An 18,841-nucleotide genomic window follows, 5' to 3' on the forward strand; every position below is an offset into this window, starting at 1 on the left:
CCTTTTCCTTATGATTTCTGTCCTTCTATAAATGCATTCAGCTGTCTGCATACCTCATTTGCATCATGCAGCCTTACAAGTCGTGTAAACAGCGTGTCATCGCCCAGCATCCGCATGATGGTCTGCAGCATTTCCAGCTGCTCATGGGCACTGCTGATCGCCATGAGAAACACCATGTCAACGTCAATTTCACTGTCCATATCCTCCATGTTGCAAAAGCGGATCGGCTGCTGCAGGATAGCCAGTGCGACATGATTGCCGCTGACTGCCGGATCAAAGGCATGTGGTATAGCGATTGCCGCACATTTGGTACGCAGCCCGGTTGGATATTCCTGCTCACGCAGCAGCACCTTATCCGCATATGCCGCATCACTGCATCCATGTGTTTTCAGCTTGTCCGCCAGATAGCGGATAACCTCTTCCTTGTCCTTTACACATACATCCGTTTCAATCAGCTGCGGTATGAATTGAAATCCCATCTTCTCTCCCTCCCTTCGATTCCTTTGCCTGAAAACATTGAAACAACTCCTGCGGCGTATTGCTTTTCAGCAGGCTTCGCAGTGTTGTCTCATCCGTTACTACACTCGCCAGCATCTTCAGGATTCGCAGATGTGATTTTGAATCTACAGAAGCCAGAATCATCAACAAGCGGATCGGTATGGTTCCATCGTCAAAATATACCGGTTTTTTTAATGACAAAATGGAAATCTGATTTTTCCGCACGCCCTCCTCAGGTCTTGCGTGTGGAAGTATGATGTAGGGTCCGGCCATGAAGTAAGGTCCCCATGCCTCAATATTGCGAAGTATGGCGGCTGTATACTTCTCTTCCACAAAGCCGTTTTGAATCAATGGCTTCACTGCGGTTTCTATAGCGGATTTCCAGTCACAGGAGCGCTCCTGTATCTGAATGTTGTCAACGGACAGCACTTCTTCTTTCATTGCCTTCACCTCCATGCCTGAAAGATATGCATCTCTTTACAGGTTCATTATACAAATGACAGCGTATAGAAAAAAGTCCAACCTGACTGAACTTGAAAGTGCAAGTCGTTGGACTCTATTGGAATTAGGAAAATGCATGCTGCAAAGCCCTGCGCACCTCGGCTGCGCTTGTGCATACATCCAGCTGTGCAAGCAGCGTGCTGTTTCTGCTCAGCTGCAGGATTTCGTGCAGGACATTCAAATGCTTGTCATGAGCAGCATCCGATAATACAAACAGATACCGCACTGCGGACACCTCATCAAGATATACATCCTCATGACAGACCAGAAGAGACAGTCCCAGACGAAATGCCCCATGCTCCGGCTTCGCATGGGCTACGGCAACGGAATTCGCCAGCAGGATATACGGTCCGTACTCATCGACCAGATGAATCATCTCCTGCACATAGCTGTTTTGAATGACACCGCGGCTCAGCAGCGGCGTGGATGCCATCTGAATCATCACCTTCCAGGAATCCACCTGCTCCAGAACCTGTATATCCTCCTCCTGCAGTATATCAAGCAAGCCGATCTGCTCTTGATCATGAATACCGACAAAGGAATTTCCCCGGTTCAGATAGGCCAGAACATCCCGCTTCAGGGCATCCATATCCGCTTCCTTCACGTAGGAGGCAATGATGGAAAACAGACCGCCAAGCTTTTCATTGTTGATTTCATAGCAGTCGAAATTCAGCATCATCATGGAAGCGATTCGCGCTTTATCCTCTCTGCTCAATATTGGATGCACCTGAATTACCGGCACCTCACTTTGCACATCGATCGTGGATACAATGAAATCCACCTGCTGCTCATATTCCTGCACATGCTCCAGGCTCGCGGTATCCACAACCCGCACATTCGCATACAGCCCCTCGATTTCCCGCTTGAGAAGCATGGATGTGGAAATACCACTGGGACAGACAATCAGAATACGGATTTCATCATAGCAGCGCACGCCCTGCTTCAGATGTCCGCCGAAATGCATGGTCAGATAAGCGATTTCACTATCCATAATCGGCATCTGAAACAAATCCCTGAGGTCTTCGCATACCAGCTGCGTAATCATATAAATATCCTTGTACTGCTTCTGTATTTCATCGATCAGCGGATTTACGACTTGTATGGAAAGACGGTTGTAATACATGGACAGCTTCAGATGCATATAGATGGAATTGATCAGATCATTTTTATCATCAAAGGATACACATGCCGTACGTTCAAAGGTTTCCACAAGACGGCTGGATAATTCAAAGATGCGGATATCATGCTCATCATCCTGCGGACACAGCTCCCTGCTTGCCTTGGAGCCCAAAAGATGCAGTGCCAGATACAGTCGTTCATGTACATTCAGCTCCTGAAAATAACTGTCAATCAAATCCAGCTCCTGTGTTTCACACAGATCACGCAGCTCCATCAGAGAAAAATCATACTGCTCCGGAGAATCGCGAATGATGCTCAGCATGCAGGCGATGGACAACAGATTATCCTGCCGGTATTCATGCTCCCGCTCACTGGATATTTTCTGCAGCCTGCCATAGTAATCATCCACCAGCTGTGTATCGAGAAAGGGCAATGCGTGATAGTTCACCTCATCCAGCAGCTGCTTCAGAAAATACAGTAGAACCGCCCGCTTGTTGAATGCCTTTCCCTCGATGCCGTATCCGTTTTTCAAATCGATGCGCAGCTCCAGACCATAGGCTTTCAGCTGCTCCTTCACATTCTTCAAATCACTGAACACGGTATTGCGGGAGCATTTTAAAACCTGCATGATATCCTCTACATGAATGATGGTGCTCGGATATATCATATAACAAATCAGAAAGCTGACACGCTGCTGAGGTGTCAGTACATCCGGCTGCAGCTGTCGCTTTTGCAGAAGGGTCAGCAGCTGCTGCTTCTGCTCATCCAATAGAAAATAACCGGCTCCCCGTTTGCACATCACAGGCTCCAGTGCATTCATCTGCAGCACCTCATTCGTTTTATTCACGATATAATACACACTGCGCCTTCCTGCATGCAAATGCTGTGATATTTCATCCAGCGCAAGCGGTGTGCTTTGCTCCATAAGCAGCTGGATCAGCTGCAGCTGTTTTCCTGTAAACGGTATCATAGCGGTTCCCTCTTTCAAATATCGTATCCTTATTTTATAATATCTGCGGTAAAAAATGCAAATCATTCCATATTTACCATGATTTATAGTTTATTTTTATAAAATTCATAAAACGTTCACATAGAGTAATTACAGGTAATCTGGAATTTCCGTACTTTTTATACTATAATGTAGATTATTGAGGTGTTTTCATGGAAAATAAAAAACTAAAACGTAGGAGCCTGATCATCGATATCATCATGCTCGCTGTATTTCTGATGGTAAGTATTGTATCCTTCTATATCGCCTACAGCTTTGGACTGCTCCCAATCAAATGGGTTACCATTGCTGCCGTAATCTTCGGACTGCTGTTTCTGATTTTACTGGTTCTCGCATTTAAACAGATGCCGACCTGGGGCCTGGTCATCAAGCGGCTGTTTCTGATTCTGCTTGTCGCTGTAGTTGGTACCTTCGGCTATTTCATGGATAAGTCCCGTACGACAATCAACAAAATGAGTAAGACAACCAAGGTCAATGATGACGGTACGACTACCATTACCACAAACCTGTACCTGATTGCATCAAAAAACAGCGGTATCAAGAGTGAAGCCGAACTTGCAAACAAGATCATCGGATTTCAGAACGGAAGTGATGCAGATAACCTTTCCTTTGCCAAGACCTCAGTTTCCAAGGACATCAGCTCCTATACTGCCAAAGAGGAAATGGATTATACGACACTCTACGATCAGATGGAGCAGGGAAATGTGTCCGCAATGGCGATCTCTGAAACCTTCTACAATATGTCTAAAGCAAACATCAAGGATTTTGAGAAAAATGTACAGATTCTGAAAACCTATTCCAAAACCGATACCATTAAGACCAAGGAACAGAAGGACATTACCAAGCAGACCTTTACTGTTTACCTGAGCGGTCTGGACAGTACCGGTTCTCCGGATCAGCAGACACGTACCGACACCAATCTGCTGCTGATTGTCAATCCGGTCGCAAATCATATCGATATGGTTTCCATACCAAGAGATGCGCTGGTACCCAATACGGCACTGAGCAATGCCAATGACAAGCTGACGCATACCGGTATTTATGGAATCGATACGAGTGTGGATACCATATCCCAGTTCTTCGGTATTCCGGTTGACTACTATGCCCGTGTCAGCTTCAATTCCATGATTGAAATCGTTGATACGATCGGCGGTATTGACGTGGATGTGGAACTTGATTTCTGTGAGCAGGATGAAAACCGAAGCTTTAAAAAGGATGATCTGATCTGCCTGAAAAAGGGAGATCAGCATCTGAATGGAAAGCAGGCGCTCGCATATTCCCGTCACCGTAAAACCGAGGGCTATGACAATGCCGGAAGAGAACGTGCACAGCAGCGAATCATCAAGGCAATCATCAACAAGCTGATTTCCCCGTCTGCACTTGGCTATGTCAACGATCTGCTGGATGTCGCTCCCAATTATGTGATAACCGATATGCCGGCAAATCAGATTACAAAATTTGTTTCCAGTGAGCTGGACAATATGAAGCCCTGGACAATTTCCAGTGTGATTTCCGATACCGGTGTCTATGATTCACAGCAGGTCGCAAGCCTGAATCCGCTGGAGGGACCATATGATGTATATCTCTTCAACAAGGATGAGGTACATGCTGTCGTCAATGCCTATGATGGCGCAAGCAACCAGCTGCAGATGGAGAGCTTTCATTTCAACATGGATGATCTCTACAAGGATACTCCGCCAATCAATGATGATCCCAATATCATCTGGGATACCATGGCAAGCACGCCGCATTAACAGAAAAGCACCTGTTCATACAAGGTGCTTTTTTTATGGACACATAAGTGGATATGCAGGACAGTACTTGCTTTGAATCGTAAAAAGAGCTGCAGGATTGCATACTTACTCCAGATAGAGTGAGGGAAAGGAAAGCTGCTGTCTGCATACCTTACAGGAAAGGAAAGAAAACGCTCTTTAAAGGATGCCGCTGCTTCCTTTAAAAAGCGTGATTATCATATTCAGCTGTGCAGCTCATCGCTGATGGTAACGCGATGCTTGATTCCCTGACACCATTCCTTCATCATAGCAACATCCTGTTCATCGCGTACAATGCACTCCAGAAACAGGGTGTCCTTTTCACAATTCGCTTGTACGACCACCGTGTAATACTCATCCAGATTCTCCACGATTCCCTTACAGACCACCGTTTCCTTTTCAAAGCTGAAGGCGTCCATGACATCGCCCGGCTTCTCCAGCTTTTCCAGAAATGTCGGTATTTCCTTTTCAAAGGTATAGGCATTTGCCTTGATCATCCATTTCCAGGGCTCCTGTGCATCCTGATACGGAGCCATGAAATGCATCGTCTGTGTTGTTTCATCAAAGCTTTTTTCACTACAGCCATGGGCAGGGATACTCCAGCTTCCGAAATGATAGGAAACTACTCCATTTCGATAGCCCAGATGCGCTATCTTCAGCTCATCCGCATGCTGTATCAGAATGTCACGGTTGATTGCCGTACAGATGCTGCGATAGGCATCCATTGGCAGCGGCAACAGATCATCCTTGTCATACGCCGCCTCCAGATAATCCAAAATACTGTTGGCAATCTTATCCGTATACTCATTCATAGAGCTGTATGCAAAGTAACATTCCTTCCACAGCAGCACCATCGCACAGTTGCGGTAATAGCGGGCTGTACGCTCCTGATCATTCCAAACAAAGAAATCATCTGCCAAATCCTCGACATCCCTGTTCTGAAAATCATCTCTGTGAATATATCCCAGCGGTGTGACGACAAAGCCCTCTCGGTAGACCGGGTGATAATACTCCTGCGGCCAGGAGATGCATAATTCCTTTTCCTCATCGATATGATCCAGAACATAGCCCTGAATATCCTTCAGCCAGCGGTAAAAATACTTGTACTTCAAATTTTCAAAATTGCGATCCGTATAATATCCAGTCGGATCATTTACCTCCAGCGGAATCTGGGAACCGCTGATAATCTCATCAAAAACAGTGCAGACAAATGCATGGAATCCGGGTCCTGCGACATTGGTCTGTGCCGCAATACTCACAAAGCGGTCTTCATAGCCGCATTCAATGTACCCCTCCGGACAAATATCGATCATGACGGTGGTATCATAATCCTCCAGCTTCAGCTTTTTCTCATCGCATACCTGCTTTAAAAAAGCACTGAATGCCTCTCTGTCCGTTTCCTTTTCCAGCTGCCCTTCCAATACAATTTCAATAGACATTGTCAAAACCCCTTTCAAAAAGGAACTGATTTCTCAGTCCCTTATTCAACTGCCAATACACGGTAAACGTTTTTCATTTCACCATCGTATACGACATCTTTCTTGTAATTCTTTGTACGGTCATATTCATAATCCTGAATTTCAATAACGCTGATCGTCATGGACTTCTTCAGACTCTCCACTTCTGTTTCTGCATAGGTCAATGTCAGCTTGACACCGTAGCCCCTGCAGGCAGAGCCATTATAGGTAAAATCCTTGGCTTCTACAGCATCCACCTTATAACCGGTTACCTCCGGCAGGCTTTTCTTCCCGTATTCGTTTACGATGGTCGGATAATTTCCATAGTAGTATGCCTGCGCAAACTCCATGAAGTTGCGGATCTTATCGCTTGGTATGAACTGCAGTCCGCCAAGATCCTGGGCATCCTCTTTATTGGATAATGTAAAGAAATCAAATGCAAAGCTGACTGCTACCATGGTAGCCTCTTCTTTTCTATCTTCACTGGTGATTGCTTCCGACAGCTTGTTATATGCTTCAATCTGAGCCTGCGTTGGATTCAGCGGTTCCACATATAAATCATTGGCAACCATTTTCACTTCCGCCTTCTCTTCGTTTTTCGCTGTTTCTTTTTTCTTACTGCTGTCGTCAGAGCTGCATCCGCTAACCATAGTTACCGATAGGATTCCGACGCAGAGAAGTAATTTCTTTGCTATTTGATTCATACAGACCTCCATAAAACGTTTATTAGTATATCATAGTTTTTCAGGAAAACCTATGCGTTTTGACAAATTTAATAATTTCTTCAGAATACATGCCGCCTCCCTGAGAAAGCTGCGCATTTCCGCCGCCCTTCAGATGATAGGCATCCGCAATTTCCTTGAATACCTTTGCGGAATCAAAATCCATATCCTTATGAGATGCTACGACAACGTGAACATTGTCATATGTCTTTGCCACGAAGATGACCGCCTTCTTGTAATTCTCCGTTACATATTTTGCGACATCCGCTTCTGATTTTACATCGATATCATCAAAGAAATGGATGATGACATCCTCCTCGCTCTGTCCAAGCTCTTTTCCAAACATCTCATAATATTTCTGTTTCCAGACAACGACATCCCGATTCAGCTGACGGGTCTCATTGATTAAACGATTGACACCGGTATTTACATAGAGATGAGATACAGCCAGAGAGCGGCTTGCCTCATCCAGCACCTTGTAGCGTCTGGTTACACAATCAAGCAGCTGATCGCCGACCAGATATTTAATTTTATACCCCTTTGCTGTTTTTTCATACCCACTGATGTACAGCATCTGCAGGTAGCGAAGGGATGGAACATGCATACAGCCGCACATATTGTAATCCAGTGCCCCGATGCGTACAACACGCAGATCATCACGGTCAATATTCTTGCCCTTGGCCATCTTGCTTGCCTCTACCCGGGTCGGATACTGTATACTGACTTCAAGATCATCACGAATCAGACCGTTGCACAGTACCTGCAGCTCAAATGCCATCTTGTCAGTGAAATCCTCAAAGCTGAATTCAATATCATTTTCCTCATCCCCTACATGATGAGCCAGTGTCTCCACCTTATAAACATTGCCAAGAACCGCACTGATCAGATGCTGGGCCGTATGAATCTGACATTTGCGGAAACGCTCATGCAGGTTCACACTCATAAAGACAGTCCCCTCCAGTTGGGTGTCCAGAAGGTGCCACATATGACCTTCCTCATATTTCAAATCCAGTACCATGTGCTCGTCAATCATACCGATATCACTGGCCATGCCGCCGCCTTCTTTATAAAAGATGGTATCCTTGCAGGCATGCCAGAAGAGGCCGTTATCTTCCCGGACTTCCAGAACCTTAGTGGAAAGCTCCGTTGTAAAGCAATTATCATACAGTTTGTTGATCATAAGTATCCTCCTTTTCCAGTGTATTTTCTTATATTCTACCACACTTTTGTGCCTTTTTCTCAAGAAACTCATGTAACTAACACGTTATCTCATGATATAATGGTATGCGTCAGGAGTTGATGAAATGAATCAGGTAGCGAAACATTGGAAGGATTATGAATGCATCGATGCCGGCAGCGGGGAAAAGCTGGAGCGATGGAAGGATATCATACTGCGCCGTCCCGATCCGCAGGTGATCTGGCCGATGGAGGAAAACAGTATGTGGAATTCCCCACATGCGCATTACCACCGTTCAAAAAGCGGTGGCGGAAGCTGGGAATATAAAAAGAAGTTCAAGGACAGCTGGACAATCTCATATGGTGATCTGCGCTTTAAGGTTTCACCGACCGGCTTTAAGCATACCGGGCTGTTTCCCGAGCAGGCTGCGAACTGGGACTGGATGATGGAAACGATACAAAGCAGCGGACGTGAGGATTTGCGTGTGCTGAATCTGTTCGCCTATACCGGCGGAGCAACCATGGCCTGTGCAAGTGCAGGAGCTGCTGAAGTCGTCCATGTGGATGCCAGCAAGGGGATGGTGAACTGGGCCAAGGAGAATATGGTGCTCTCCCATCTGGAGAATCATAAAATACGGTTCATCGTGGATGATGTGCTGAAGTTTGTTGCCCGTGAGAAAAGAAGAGGCAGAACCTATCATGCTATAATCATGGATCCACCAAGCTATGGCAGAGGACCAAATGGAGAAATATGGAAGATTGAGGAACAGCTGTATCCGCTAATCTCTGCATGTATGGAAATCCTGGATGAAGATCCGTTATTTTTCCTTGTGAACTCCTATACCACCGGATTCCCGCCAACTGTTTTATACAACCTGCTGCGCAGCACCATTGGTAAAAAGCACAGGGATGGTCAGATTGATGCCGGAGAGATCGGTCTTCCCATTACAGCCACAGACAGTGTGCTGCCATGCGGAATTTATGGGAAATGGGTTCACAGTAAGCGATAAAAAGCATTGTCAAAATACAATATGTGTTACGTTTGCATGTCTATGAAGAAGGGAATCCTAAATGCTATGGAAGTATACAATAGCTTTGGATTCCCTTTTTTACTATACTCAATATCTTTCTGCCATGAACACAGGCAGGTACCCATCAGATTGCTAGCTTGAAAACGGTAAAAAAGCAGATAGCACCTATATGAAGTAACCCCCTAAAGTTGAACAACCAAATTATGGAGGTGCACTTCAATCTATGCCATCTGCCTGTTTATTTTATATAAGCCTTCCAGATATCCAGCTCGCGCTGAGCATTTTCATGAGAATCCGATGCATGAATCACATTGTTCACCAGGCGTACAGCTGCCGATGCCTTCTCATAGCTGTCATCGCTGTATTTCCCTCGAATCGTATCAGCTCCGGCTTCCTGCGGATTCGTTTTCCCTGCCAGTGTCCGTGTAAGCGTGATAATATCCTCACTTCCCTCATAGCTGACCTCCATCGGCATGATGGTATGCGGTCCGTCATAATAAAAGGAATTAAAAAGTTTTCCCGGGAAATTAAAATCCTTACTCATGGAGTCGATCACGCCGGCATAATGATCGATCAGCGTCTTCATAACATCCATCGTAACCGAAAGCGTACAGCTTTTCTCAATCACAAGCCCATGTGAGCGAAGCTCCTTTAGAACTGCCTGCGCATGGCCGCTTGCAAATGCATCCGGCTTCAGCATCAAAAAAGTTTTCTGTTTCATAATGACCTCCTGTTTTTCTTTAGTATACACTATTATCTCAGGATTTTGTATCCCCAGTGCTATTTCTGTTCAAAAGGGTTACTGCTTATGAATATGCTTCATCAGATCGGCGATGATTTCCACACGATGAAACGGTGTAATCAAATAATAGCCGTCGATGTAAGGACGCATTTCATCCATGGTTTTACAGCTGATGGCTACTGCCAGCTTCTGTGCCTCCGCACGCGTTGTTCCTTCATATAAATCAATAATTTCATCATCCACTTCGATTCCGGAAATTTCATTGTTCATATACACCGCATTACGATGCGATACAATCGGAAGAACACCGCCCAGAAGATATGCCTGCAGCTCTTCTCTCGCCCTTTTCAAATTGATAAGAGCCTGTCGTGAATGTACCGGCTGTGTCAAAAAGCCTTCCATTCCCTGTGCAACCTTGCGCTTTGCTTTGGCAAGCTCAGCTTCAAAATTCACGGCATTCAGATTCAGTGCTCCGAAAATCAAGAAAGGTTCACGAAACATCGTTTCATTCAAATCACGGATATAGCCTGCCAGAAGCTGCGAATTGAAATTGAAGACCCCCTTGATTTCCTGACGGTCCTCACTGGGAATCGGATCACCTGTAACAACCAGTACATTGCGTATTCCTTCAATCTGCAGACCGAACAGCAGTGCCTTTGTCGCATTGATATTGCGATCACGGCAGGTCATATGCGGTATGACCTCCAGACCAAGCTCCCGATGAAGCTTACAGGCCATCAGTGAGCTGTCAACACGGGCACGGGCAATCGGACAATCCGCAATGGTCACAGCGTCCACACCTGCTTCCTTTAAAAATTCCGCATTGTTCATAAAGCGCTCAATTTCACAATTTGCCGGCGGGTCAAATTCCACTGCGATGATTTGCTGCCGCTTCTGCAGCTTTTTACGCAGGGGATTGTGATCTTCACGTACGATTTTATCCGTTTGCTGTGCCGGTTGCAGCGTCTTTTGCACAATCGTTTGCTCCTGCAATGCTTCCTTTGTCTTTTGGATGTATACCGGCGTTGTTCCACAGCAGCCTCCCAAAAGCCTTGCACCCTTTTTCCAGATTTCCTGCATTTCCTTAGCAAAATACGTAGAGCTGTCTCTGAAATAGGTTCTATTGGCCAATATTGTCGGATATCCGGCATTTGGCATGATCAGAATCGGTTTCTTTGAGCGATCGATGGAATCCAGCAGCCGCTTCATATGCATCGGTCCGCATACGCAGTTCAGACCGCAGGCATCCACATGCTCATCCGTAAGACAATCCTGCAGAAGTTGATGCATCGCAATTCCCTGACGGCTGTATCCATCAGCGGTTACTGCAAAGGATACAATAATACACGCAGAGGGACAGCGCTGTTTAATATAGGCGCTTACCGCATGCAGCTCCCGCGTATTCAGCAGAGTTTCAAACAGGAAGCATTCTGCCCCCTCCGCAAGAAACACATCCGCGATGCGCTGATATTGCTGTGCCAGTGATACATTCTTCTGTTCCATGATCGGTCCGATATCGGCAAAGACCTTCACCCTGTCCCCGGCTGTCTCTTTCGCTATGCGATAGCCCTCCTGCAGTATCTGTTGTATCATCTCCCAGCTGCATTCCAGTTGCTGTTCATTAGCGGAGAAGGTGTTCGTCTTAATCGCATCCGCACCGGCCTCGATATACTCCCGATGTATCGCCGCAACGCGCTGTGGATGCTTCAAATTCGCCATTTCACAAGGCTCCTGCTCCTCTGCATAGCGCTGTGCATAATATGTGCCAAAGGCTCCGTCAAACAGCATATATCCCTGTGTATTCAAATATTCTTCTATCATCCCAGCACCTCCTTAGCGATGTCCGCACTTTCCTTTGCATCTCTGGCATAATAGTCCGCATGAATCTGCTTTGCATATTCTGCAGAAACGACTGCTCCTCCCACCATGATTTTACAGTCATGTCCACTATCATGCAGTGCCTGTATCGTATCCTCCATGGATTTCAGCGTCGTGGTCATCAGCGCACTGAGACCAATCAGACGCACCTGTTCCTTAATCGCAGTTTCCACCACTGCCTCGATTGGGACATCCTTTCCTAAATCAAATACCTGATAGCCGTAATTCTCCAGAACAACCTTGACGATATTCTTTCCGATGTCATGGACATCGCCCTTGACCGTTGCCAGAATGATTTTCCCTTTGGAGATGGATTCCATGCCACTGGAATTCACCGCCCGACGTATCTCTTCAAATGCACATTGTGATGCTGTTGCGGCATTGATCAGCTGCGGCAGATAGATTTCCTTTTTTTCATAACGAACACCGACCGCGTCCAGTGCCGGTATCAGATGCTCATTGACAATCTGCAGCGGTTCTTTTTCTGTCAAAAGCTTCGTGCAAAGCTGCCGTGTTTCCTCCTTTAGCCCACGCATGATACTTTCTTCAATACGCATATGTGAGGAACCGGTTTCCACGTTCACTTCCTGTTTCTGCTGTGCATATATCCGGATATACTCCTGTGAGTCAGCATCGATTCCCTGCAGCACACGATAACTGCGCACGGCAGCCATCATCGCAGGCTGATTCGGATTCATGATGGGCATACTCAGACCGGCCTGCATCGCCATCGTAAGAAAGCTCTGGTTCAGCAGGATACGGGATGGTAATCCAAAGGATATATTGGATACTCCCAGCACCGTATGTACACCAAGCTGTTGCCGAATAGCGCGCAAAGCCTTCAATGTCTCTTTCGCACCGCTTTGCTGCGCAGAAACCGTCAGTGTCAGACAGTCCAGAAAAACGTTTTCCTTCGCAATACCGTACAGCTGTGCTGTTTCTACAATACGTGCTCCTATCTTCAGACGCTTCTGCGCACTCTCAGGAATACCGTCCTCATCCATCGTCAGTCCAACTACATTGGCCCCATATTTCTTTACCGCAGGCAGAATCCTTTCCATAACGGCCGCTTCTCCATTTACGGAATTCACAATAGCAACTCCGTTAACGACACGAAGAGCCGCCTGGATCACAGCCGGATCGGTTGAATCAATCTGCAAGGGAAGATCGATCACAGATTGCAGCTCCTTGATTACCTCAACCATCATTTCTTTCTCGTTGATCCCCGGCAGACCGACATTGACATCCAGAATATCGGCTCCTCCTTCCACCTCTTCCATGGCGATCGCAAGGATTTCATCCAGTCGATGCTCCTGCAAGGCAGCCTTCATGCGTTTGTTTCCCGTTGGATTGATACGCTCTCCAATCACATGAACATCCTGTATACGCAGACATTTGGTTGGTGTGCAGGCATAGGAGCCGCTGCGCCGCTTCTGTTTTTCTACAGCGATTGCTTTTGGAAGTACATTCCTCAGCTCCCGTATAAACTGCGGGGTTGTCCCACAGCAGCCGCCGACATAGGCTAGGGGAAGCTTCGTATACGGCAACAGCATGCGTGCATATTCAGCTGCATCTATGCTGTAGGTATTCGTTATTGGATCCGGCAGTCCCGCATTCGCCTTGATGATCAGCGGCAGATTTGTCATCGCTGCCAGTTCCTCTGCAATCGGTAGAATCTGATCCGGCCCCAGTGAGCAGTTGATACCGATGGCATCCGCTCCCAGACCTTCCGCACATAAGGCAAAGCTGGCTGTCGTGCAGCCGGTAAAGGTTCGATAATCTGCCTCAAAGCTCATGGTCACAAAAACCGGCAGCTGCGTATGCTCCTTAGCGGCAAGCATGGCCGCCTTCACCTCATACAGATCACTCATGGTTTCAAAGATGACCAGATCTGCACCGGCCTGTTCCCCTGCAACAACCTGCTGGCGATACAGCTCATAGGCTTCCTCAAAGGGCAGATAGCCATTTGGCTCCAGCATTTCTCCGATTGGTCCGATATCCAGTGCAACACGAACACCGGCTTTTCGTTTTGCTGCGGATTTTGCCAGCTGTACTGCTCTTGTAATAATGTCCTCCACCGTGTATTGTGATTTGCTTAGCTTTTTGGCGTTTGCGCCAAACGTATTTGTATAAATGATATCACTGCCGCTGTCAATATAGGCTGCATGCACCTCTTCTATAACCTCTCCATGCTCCATCATAAACAGCTCCGGAGAAGCCCCGGCAGGTAGTCCCTTAGCCTGCAGCTGCGTACCCATGGCACCATCCAGAAACTGGATTCTATTTTCAATTCCCACAGAATTTCCCTCTCTTTCGATATTCACACTGCTTCACCAGACGGCAATGCGCACAGCCCCGCAATACAGCGGGCTGTATCCGATCCGCAATGCCAATGATAGCCGTGACGCTTTTCATCGGAACAAGCAGACTGCTTTCATTCACATGAAGTCCAATACGCCGTTGTGCATCCAGCGCCTGTAAAAAGGATGCCTGCAGGGTGATTGGCAAATCACCATAACCACAGGAGTAGCGGTCTGTCAGATATGGATAGCTTTGCTGCAGCTCCTTTTGCAGATTATCGCAGACAGCCTCAATAGCCGCACTGGCACAGCTGTCAAACAAAACAGCCTTCATCATATCCTGTACCTGCAGCCTTTTCATTTCCTTATCAATGCGTGGGCCAAGCGTCGCCGCCATGAATATACAGGCATGGCTTTTCTTCAACAACCGCTTGATATCACTTCCCGTAAGCTGTACCCCGCAATTCACTGGCTGAGCATCCTGCAGCTGAAATACGCGATATATGATACGTGGCTCGCTGTATTGCAGAACCAGCTGCTTCATTTCCTTTAACACGGATTGCGTCTGTTCATCCGGAATGCCTTCCCCATAGCCCAGAAAATGCAGAATTTCTTCCTCGCTGATATCCGTTAACTCTCTACGCATTGCACCATCCTCCTTATAAACAAAAAAGCTCTCCCCCATAGGACGAAAGCTGTATTTCGTGTAACCACCTATTCTCATATCCGCGAAAGTCAGCGGATTCTTCTCAGTACGCCGGTAGCATCCGGTTATACCGCCGTGCTGTAACGGGCACTTCCCCGTCATGAACTCCGATTGCCCATGCGACTCCAAGACCATCTTCCTCAGGGATTCCCTGTTTTCTTCCACCATATCTGAAAACTCTCTGTAAGCTTCACCCTGCATACTCTTCTCTTCATTGTCTTTGATTTGTTACATTTTATCATGATAATGTTTTCACGTCAATGAAAACGAATGAAAAAAAAGCAGATTGCTCTGCCTATTTCTCCATAAATTCCCGAATCATATCCAGACGGTTTTTTGTGTCCTCATACCCGAGATCAAACCAGCGTCCCAGCAGCTCTTTATCATGCGTATAGCGTGTAACACCATAATCTGCACTCGGACGAAGAACAATCGCATTTCCCTGTTCCTCCAGCTCCTTTACGATCTGCCACTGCTTTTGATAATTGATATGACGAATTTTCAAATTCTCACGAATTTTTTTATTTCCGGGATACATAAGCTTTGCCAACTGAATCTGCCATCCCGGTGCCGGCTTACGCACATAATTTTCTTCCTTTGTGGAAATGAAAACATGCTTCGTATTTCCCTGTCGAATGCTCTGCTCAATCGGTATCATATCAACCAGTCCGGCATCCATATACGTATGTCCCCGGAATTTATATGGTCGTGTAAGCAGAAACAGAGCACAGCTCGCCTGCATCAGAATCTGTTCCTCTGGGTCAAAGTATTCCTTTGGAAAATATTCCACCTCATTGGTATCCATATTATATACACCAATATCCAGCAATGTTTTATTGTTCATAAAAGCTTCATAGTCAAGGGGTGCATGCTTCTCAATGAATTTGCAAACATAACCGATTCCAAACACACCCTTTTCATGAATCAGGGGAGACATACCGATTGCCCCTGCTTCACAAGCCGCATCCACTCCCGTGACACGTAGACGATCCTTCTGTTTTGCGACAAACGGCAGCAGAACCTCTGCACCGGCACTGATTCCAACGGTATATGGAAATTCAATATCATAGTCCAGAAAACACTGCAGGACTCCGCATGTATATGCAGCCTTTGTGCCTCCGCCTTCGCAAATTAAACCAATTTTTTCTGCCATTTTTCTACACCTCGCAGCCCTTTCATTATACTATGAGCTGACGGTAAGGTAAAGAAATAATTTACCTGTAAATGGAAAGAAGGCATTCAAAGGATTCCATCAATTCGCCATTTACATGATGAAGCAAAGGCGATGAACCAGTACACAGCTTCATCCACTGAAGATGTGCTGTGCTGTTGATAGAATTAGCTAACAATAAAACATTACATATTTCTGTTCCTGAACTGCACGAATCAGCAACAGCTCAGCTTTACGCAGTCCCTCCGTTAGATAGCCCATTTCGTAGGCATCCTCTGTATACAGCTGCTGTGGAAACAGTTTTTTCCATGCATAGATATTTTTATCTATCTGAAGCTCTTGCAGAAGCTCTTTTATTTCCTGCCATGAACGTATAACCAGATAACGTCTTTGCAGCACTTGATCTGACAGCGTCTCAGCTATGGGAAGCTCCAGCATATCGATCAGATGGCTGTGAAAGGATTCCTCGTGTAAAACCTGATAGCTGATATATTCATCCTCCAGCTCCAGCAGCCGGTTAGCTATAACATCATCTATAATAAAAAGTGCACTTGTATTTTTCATGTTTCCTCACTTTCTCTTTCTTTCATTATATATACCGGCAGTTAGTTTTTGGTTAGATACCCCGTTATAAGAAGAAAACAGCCACGTTCATGGCTGTTTTTCTAATATTTATGAGTGAGCGGTTTCTGTATTGGTTTCGTTCTCATCCAGTTCTTTCCACTTTCTGCCAAACAGAACGAAGATTACCTGTACGATTAGGAAGGCTGCCATAAGCAGTGTCCATTTGTCAATCAGAACCATTGGAAGTGTGATATCTTCCGTAAGGAAGAATGCTATTACAGAGACAACTGCTGTTATCGTGCTTGCTACACGCAGCCATTTTCTTCTCTTATAGCGTTTTGACTGTTCGTCATCATTTCTCATTGCGGAAGTTTTTTCGTCTTCCTCTTCTTCCTCCTTCTTCAGCTTGGAAAGCAGAAGGAATAGTCCAAGTAGTACCGTACCGCCGGCACAGATCAGATTGATCAATGCCCATTCATTCTGTGATCCGCCACCTTTTGGAGTAGGGTTTTCCTGAACCTCTGTGCTTTCTCCACCCTGCGGCTGATCAGGATCATCTTCATTCACGATTGGTCCTGGATTCGGTGTTGGTGTTGGAGTCGGTATTACCGGTACAACAACCGGAGGAATTACCGGAGCTACCGGAGTCACAGGAGCCGCTGGTACCGGAGTACCCGGAGTTGGCGGTGTTACTGCAGGAGGTGTCGGTGTTACCGGTGTTGGAAGTATCGGAGAAACAACCTCTGCAAAGCCTGCAGTAAATACGGTATCCTCTGTGAAATAGGTGTTTCTCATAGCGTCTGTATTCACATAAGCGTTGCCATTTGCTGTCCAGCTCATAAAGCTGTACCCATCATTTGCGATAGCATCAACCAACGCCTGTGGTCTTACTGCCGCTGTTGTATTGTTACCCGGGCGGGTTACATATTCAACAGTTGTGCCTGTAACAGAACCATTGGTATCTGCTACATATTCAAAACGTACCTGATATTTATCCGGTGTACCATCCGGTGTTGTATCCGGATCCGGCGTACCGCCTTTTGTATCGGCAGAATAATATACGTTGACGATTACATGGTCGCTTTCAACAATCTTTGTATCTGCAACTGTAAATACATATCCTGGAATGCTGATTCTGTGTGCTTCACCATACAGATAGGTTCCATGTTCAATATTGTTTACTGTTACAGCTGGAGCAAGCTCTTCGCCTGTATCTTCGTTGAGGAAACGAACAGCTGCTGCGTAGGTATTGATTGCATGGTTCGCTGTGAATGCAGCTCCTTTGTTTGTAATTTCCATATCCTGCTTCGGAGTTTCCGGAGTCCAGTTTACAAAGTGGTATCCGCTATTCGGTGTAGCTGCTGCAATCTGATTCTGTGCAAGCTTACCAGTTCCATCTTCTGCGTAATTACCCTGTGCATCATAGAGGGTGACATACGTCTTATCGAAGCTGACGGTTCCGTTTACTGCTGCGAATGTGACTACTGCCTGATACTCATCCGGTATCTTATCGCCGTTTTCATCTGTACCGAAGTTTGCTGTGTATTCACCAGCTACATTCAGTCCATCTACCTTTGCCGGTTTGAATTCTTCATCCCAGCTGACGATCGTACCTTCTGCGTTCGTCCAGTTCTTGAATGCATAGCCTTCACTTGCTTCTGCTTTGCTTCCCTTTACGGTTCCGGTTACTGGCTTGACTTCATCCTTCGCATTGGTTACAGTTCCCATAGTTTCATCATTTGATTTATATGAGATCGTTACCTCTGCATCTTCCTCGAAGTATGCTAAGAAGGTTGTATCTTCTTCATATTTTGCTTTTCTCAATGCTTCATCTGTTGCGAAATCGTTCGTTCCATCATTCCACTTCTGGAAATGATAGCCCTTATCAGCTTTCACGGTGGATGGCTGTGTTGGGTGTGCGTCGATCGCTACAGGTTTGTTGTTTTCGATGACCAGCTTACCATTTTCAACTTTATACTTGTTGATCCATTCAACGGTTGTTCCACTCACCGTTCCCTTTTGGTCTGCTGCTGCCTGATAGGTATATTTCACCTGATACTCATCCGGTATCTTATCGCCGTTTTCATCTGTACCGAAGTTTGCTGTGTATTCACCAGCTACATTCAGTCCATCTACCTTTGCCGGTTTGAATTCTTCATCCCAGCTGACGATCGTACCTTCTGCGTTCGTCCAGT

The 18,841-nt window shown here is 46.1% G+C and carries 15 protein-coding genes and 1 other annotated feature; of the genes, 2 read left to right on the forward strand and 13 right to left on the reverse strand.

The annotated features are described in order from the left end of the window. Positions 1–8: 8 nt before the first annotated feature. From NE665_RS08965 to NE665_RS08975, 3 genes are all read right to left on the reverse strand, one after another. Positions 9–479: a PTS sugar transporter subunit IIA gene (locus tag NE665_RS08965; RefSeq protein WP_117444818.1), complete on the reverse strand. Its 471-nt coding sequence runs from the start codon at positions 477–479 to the stop codon at positions 9–11. Continuing rightward, complete coding sequence (locus tag NE665_RS08970; protein WP_117444819.1) at positions 448–939, reverse strand: PTS sugar transporter subunit IIA; 492 nt, start codon at positions 937–939, stop codon at positions 448–450. The genes NE665_RS08965 and NE665_RS08970 overlap by 32 nt, the downstream gene beginning before the upstream one ends. A 124-nt stretch (positions 940–1,063) precedes the next feature. Then, positions 1,064–3,088: a PTS sugar transporter subunit IIA gene (locus NE665_RS08975; RefSeq protein WP_117444820.1), complete on the reverse strand. Its 2,025-nt coding sequence runs from the start codon at positions 3,086–3,088 to the stop codon at positions 1,064–1,066. Positions 3,089–3,279: 191 nt separating this feature from the next. Here NE665_RS08975 and NE665_RS08980 point away from each other — a divergent pair, with 191 nt between their 5' ends. Further along, on the forward strand, positions 3,280–4,881 hold the full coding sequence (locus NE665_RS08980) for an LCP family protein (RefSeq protein WP_117444821.1): 1,602 nt from the start codon (positions 3,280–3,282) through the stop codon (positions 4,879–4,881). Positions 4,882–5,102: 221 nt separating this feature from the next. Here the strand turns inward: NE665_RS08980 and NE665_RS08985 are convergent, their stop codons facing one another. The 3 genes from NE665_RS08985 to NE665_RS08995 are packed head-to-tail and all read right to left on the reverse strand — an operon-like array spanning position 5,103 to position 8,258. Then, positions 5,103–6,338 (reverse strand): hypothetical protein, encoded by a 1,236-nt coding sequence (locus tag NE665_RS08985; RefSeq protein ID WP_117444822.1) that lies wholly within the window; start codon positions 6,336–6,338, stop codon positions 5,103–5,105. Positions 6,339–6,379: 41 nt separating this feature from the next. Continuing rightward, positions 6,380–7,060 carry a ferrichrome ABC transporter substrate-binding protein gene (locus tag NE665_RS08990; RefSeq protein ID WP_117444823.1) on the reverse strand — a complete coding sequence of 227 codons (681 nt, stop codon included), beginning with the start codon at positions 7,058–7,060 and terminating at the stop codon, positions 6,380–6,382. A gap of 40 nt (positions 7,061–7,100) precedes the next feature. After that, positions 7,101–8,258, reverse strand: a complete 1,158-nt coding sequence (locus NE665_RS08995) for a DHHA1 domain-containing protein (protein WP_117444824.1) — start codon at positions 8,256–8,258, stop codon at positions 7,101–7,103. Positions 8,259–8,382: 124 nt separating this feature from the next. On the opposite strand from NE665_RS08995, the gene NE665_RS09000 reads away from it, so the two are divergent. Then, positions 8,383–9,264 carry a class I SAM-dependent methyltransferase gene (locus tag NE665_RS09000; RefSeq protein ID WP_117444825.1) on the forward strand — a complete coding sequence of 294 codons (882 nt, stop codon included), beginning with the start codon at positions 8,383–8,385 and terminating at the stop codon, positions 9,262–9,264. Positions 9,265–9,523: 259 nt separating this feature from the next. Here the strand turns inward: NE665_RS09000 and NE665_RS09005 are convergent, their stop codons facing one another. The 7 genes from NE665_RS09005 to NE665_RS09035 all read right to left on the reverse strand — a co-directional run. Further along, the gene (locus NE665_RS09005) at positions 9,524–10,006 is read right to left on the reverse strand and encodes a nucleoside-diphosphate kinase (RefSeq protein ID WP_117444826.1); all 483 of its coding nucleotides are present in this window, start codon (positions 10,004–10,006) and stop codon (positions 9,524–9,526) included. A gap of 78 nt (positions 10,007–10,084) precedes the next feature. Beyond that, complete coding sequence (locus tag NE665_RS09010) at positions 10,085–11,848, reverse strand: bifunctional homocysteine S-methyltransferase/methylenetetrahydrofolate reductase (RefSeq protein WP_117444827.1); 1,764 nt, start codon at positions 11,846–11,848, stop codon at positions 10,085–10,087. Further along, positions 11,845–14,163, reverse strand: a complete 2,319-nt coding sequence (locus tag NE665_RS09015) for a homocysteine S-methyltransferase family protein (protein WP_256302532.1) — start codon at positions 14,161–14,163, stop codon at positions 11,845–11,847. Before NE665_RS09015 ends, NE665_RS09010 begins: the two co-directional genes overlap by 4 nt. 28 nt (positions 14,164–14,191) lie before the next feature. Next, on the reverse strand, positions 14,192–14,851 hold the full coding sequence (locus tag NE665_RS09020) for a 5-methyltetrahydrofolate--homocysteine methyltransferase (RefSeq protein ID WP_117444831.1): 660 nt from the start codon (positions 14,849–14,851) through the stop codon (positions 14,192–14,194). Positions 14,852–14,886: 35 nt separating this feature from the next. Beyond that, positions 14,887–15,135 (reverse strand) — a binding site (T-box leader). 71 nt (positions 15,136–15,206) lie between these two features. Beyond that, positions 15,207–16,064 (reverse strand): patatin family protein, encoded by an 858-nt coding sequence (locus NE665_RS09025; RefSeq protein WP_117444828.1) that lies wholly within the window; start codon positions 16,062–16,064, stop codon positions 15,207–15,209. Positions 16,065–16,253: 189 nt separating this feature from the next. After that, positions 16,254–16,646 (reverse strand): hypothetical protein, encoded by a 393-nt coding sequence (locus NE665_RS09030; RefSeq protein ID WP_117444829.1) that lies wholly within the window; start codon positions 16,644–16,646, stop codon positions 16,254–16,256. A 108-nt stretch (positions 16,647–16,754) separates the two neighbouring features. Further along, positions 16,755–18,841: hypothetical protein (locus NE665_RS09035; protein WP_256302529.1), on the reverse strand; the 2,087-nt coding region annotated here is incomplete at its 5' end.

The organism is Clostridium sp. DFI.1.208, from assembly GCF_024463855.1.
GTDB lineage: Bacteria > Bacillota_I > Bacilli_A > Erysipelotrichales > Erysipelotrichaceae > Clostridium_AQ.

Coding starts and splice junctions, on each gene's coding strand:
- NE665_RS09005 (WP_117444826.1), bottom strand. CDS start 10,006: ATGAAACAGAAAACTTTTTTGATGCTGAAGCCGGATGCATTTGCAAGC.
- NE665_RS09000 (WP_117444825.1), top strand. CDS start 8,383: ATGAATCAGGTAGCGAAACATTGGAAGGATTATGAATGCATCGATGCC.
- NE665_RS09010 (WP_117444827.1), bottom strand. CDS start 11,848: ATGATAGAAGAATATTTGAATACACAGGGATATATGCTGTTTGACGGA.
- NE665_RS08990 (WP_117444823.1), bottom strand. CDS start 7,060: ATGAATCAAATAGCAAAGAAATTACTTCTCTGCGTCGGAATCCTATCG.
- NE665_RS08970 (WP_117444819.1), bottom strand. CDS start 939: ATGAAAGAAGAAGTGCTGTCCGTTGACAACATTCAGATACAGGAGCGC.
- NE665_RS08965 (WP_117444818.1), bottom strand. CDS start 479: ATGGGATTTCAATTCATACCGCAGCTGATTGAAACGGATGTATGTGTA.
- NE665_RS08985 (WP_117444822.1), bottom strand. CDS start 6,338: ATGTCTATTGAAATTGTATTGGAAGGGCAGCTGGAAAAGGAAACGGAC.
- NE665_RS09030 (WP_117444829.1), bottom strand. CDS start 16,646: ATGAAAAATACAAGTGCACTTTTTATTATAGATGATGTTATAGCTAAC.
- NE665_RS09015 (WP_256302532.1), bottom strand. CDS start 14,163: ATGGGTACGCAGCTGCAGGCTAAGGGACTACCTGCCGGGGCTTCTCCG.
- NE665_RS09025 (WP_117444828.1), bottom strand. CDS start 16,064: ATGGCAGAAAAAATTGGTTTAATTTGCGAAGGCGGAGGCACAAAGGCT.
- NE665_RS08980 (WP_117444821.1), top strand. CDS start 3,280: ATGGAAAATAAAAAACTAAAACGTAGGAGCCTGATCATCGATATCATC.
- NE665_RS09020 (WP_117444831.1), bottom strand. CDS start 14,851: ATGCGTAGAGAGTTAACGGATATCAGCGAGGAAGAAATTCTGCATTTT.
- NE665_RS08995 (WP_117444824.1), bottom strand. CDS start 8,258: ATGATCAACAAACTGTATGATAATTGCTTTACAACGGAGCTTTCCACT.
- NE665_RS08975 (WP_117444820.1), bottom strand. CDS start 3,088: ATGATACCGTTTACAGGAAAACAGCTGCAGCTGATCCAGCTGCTTATG.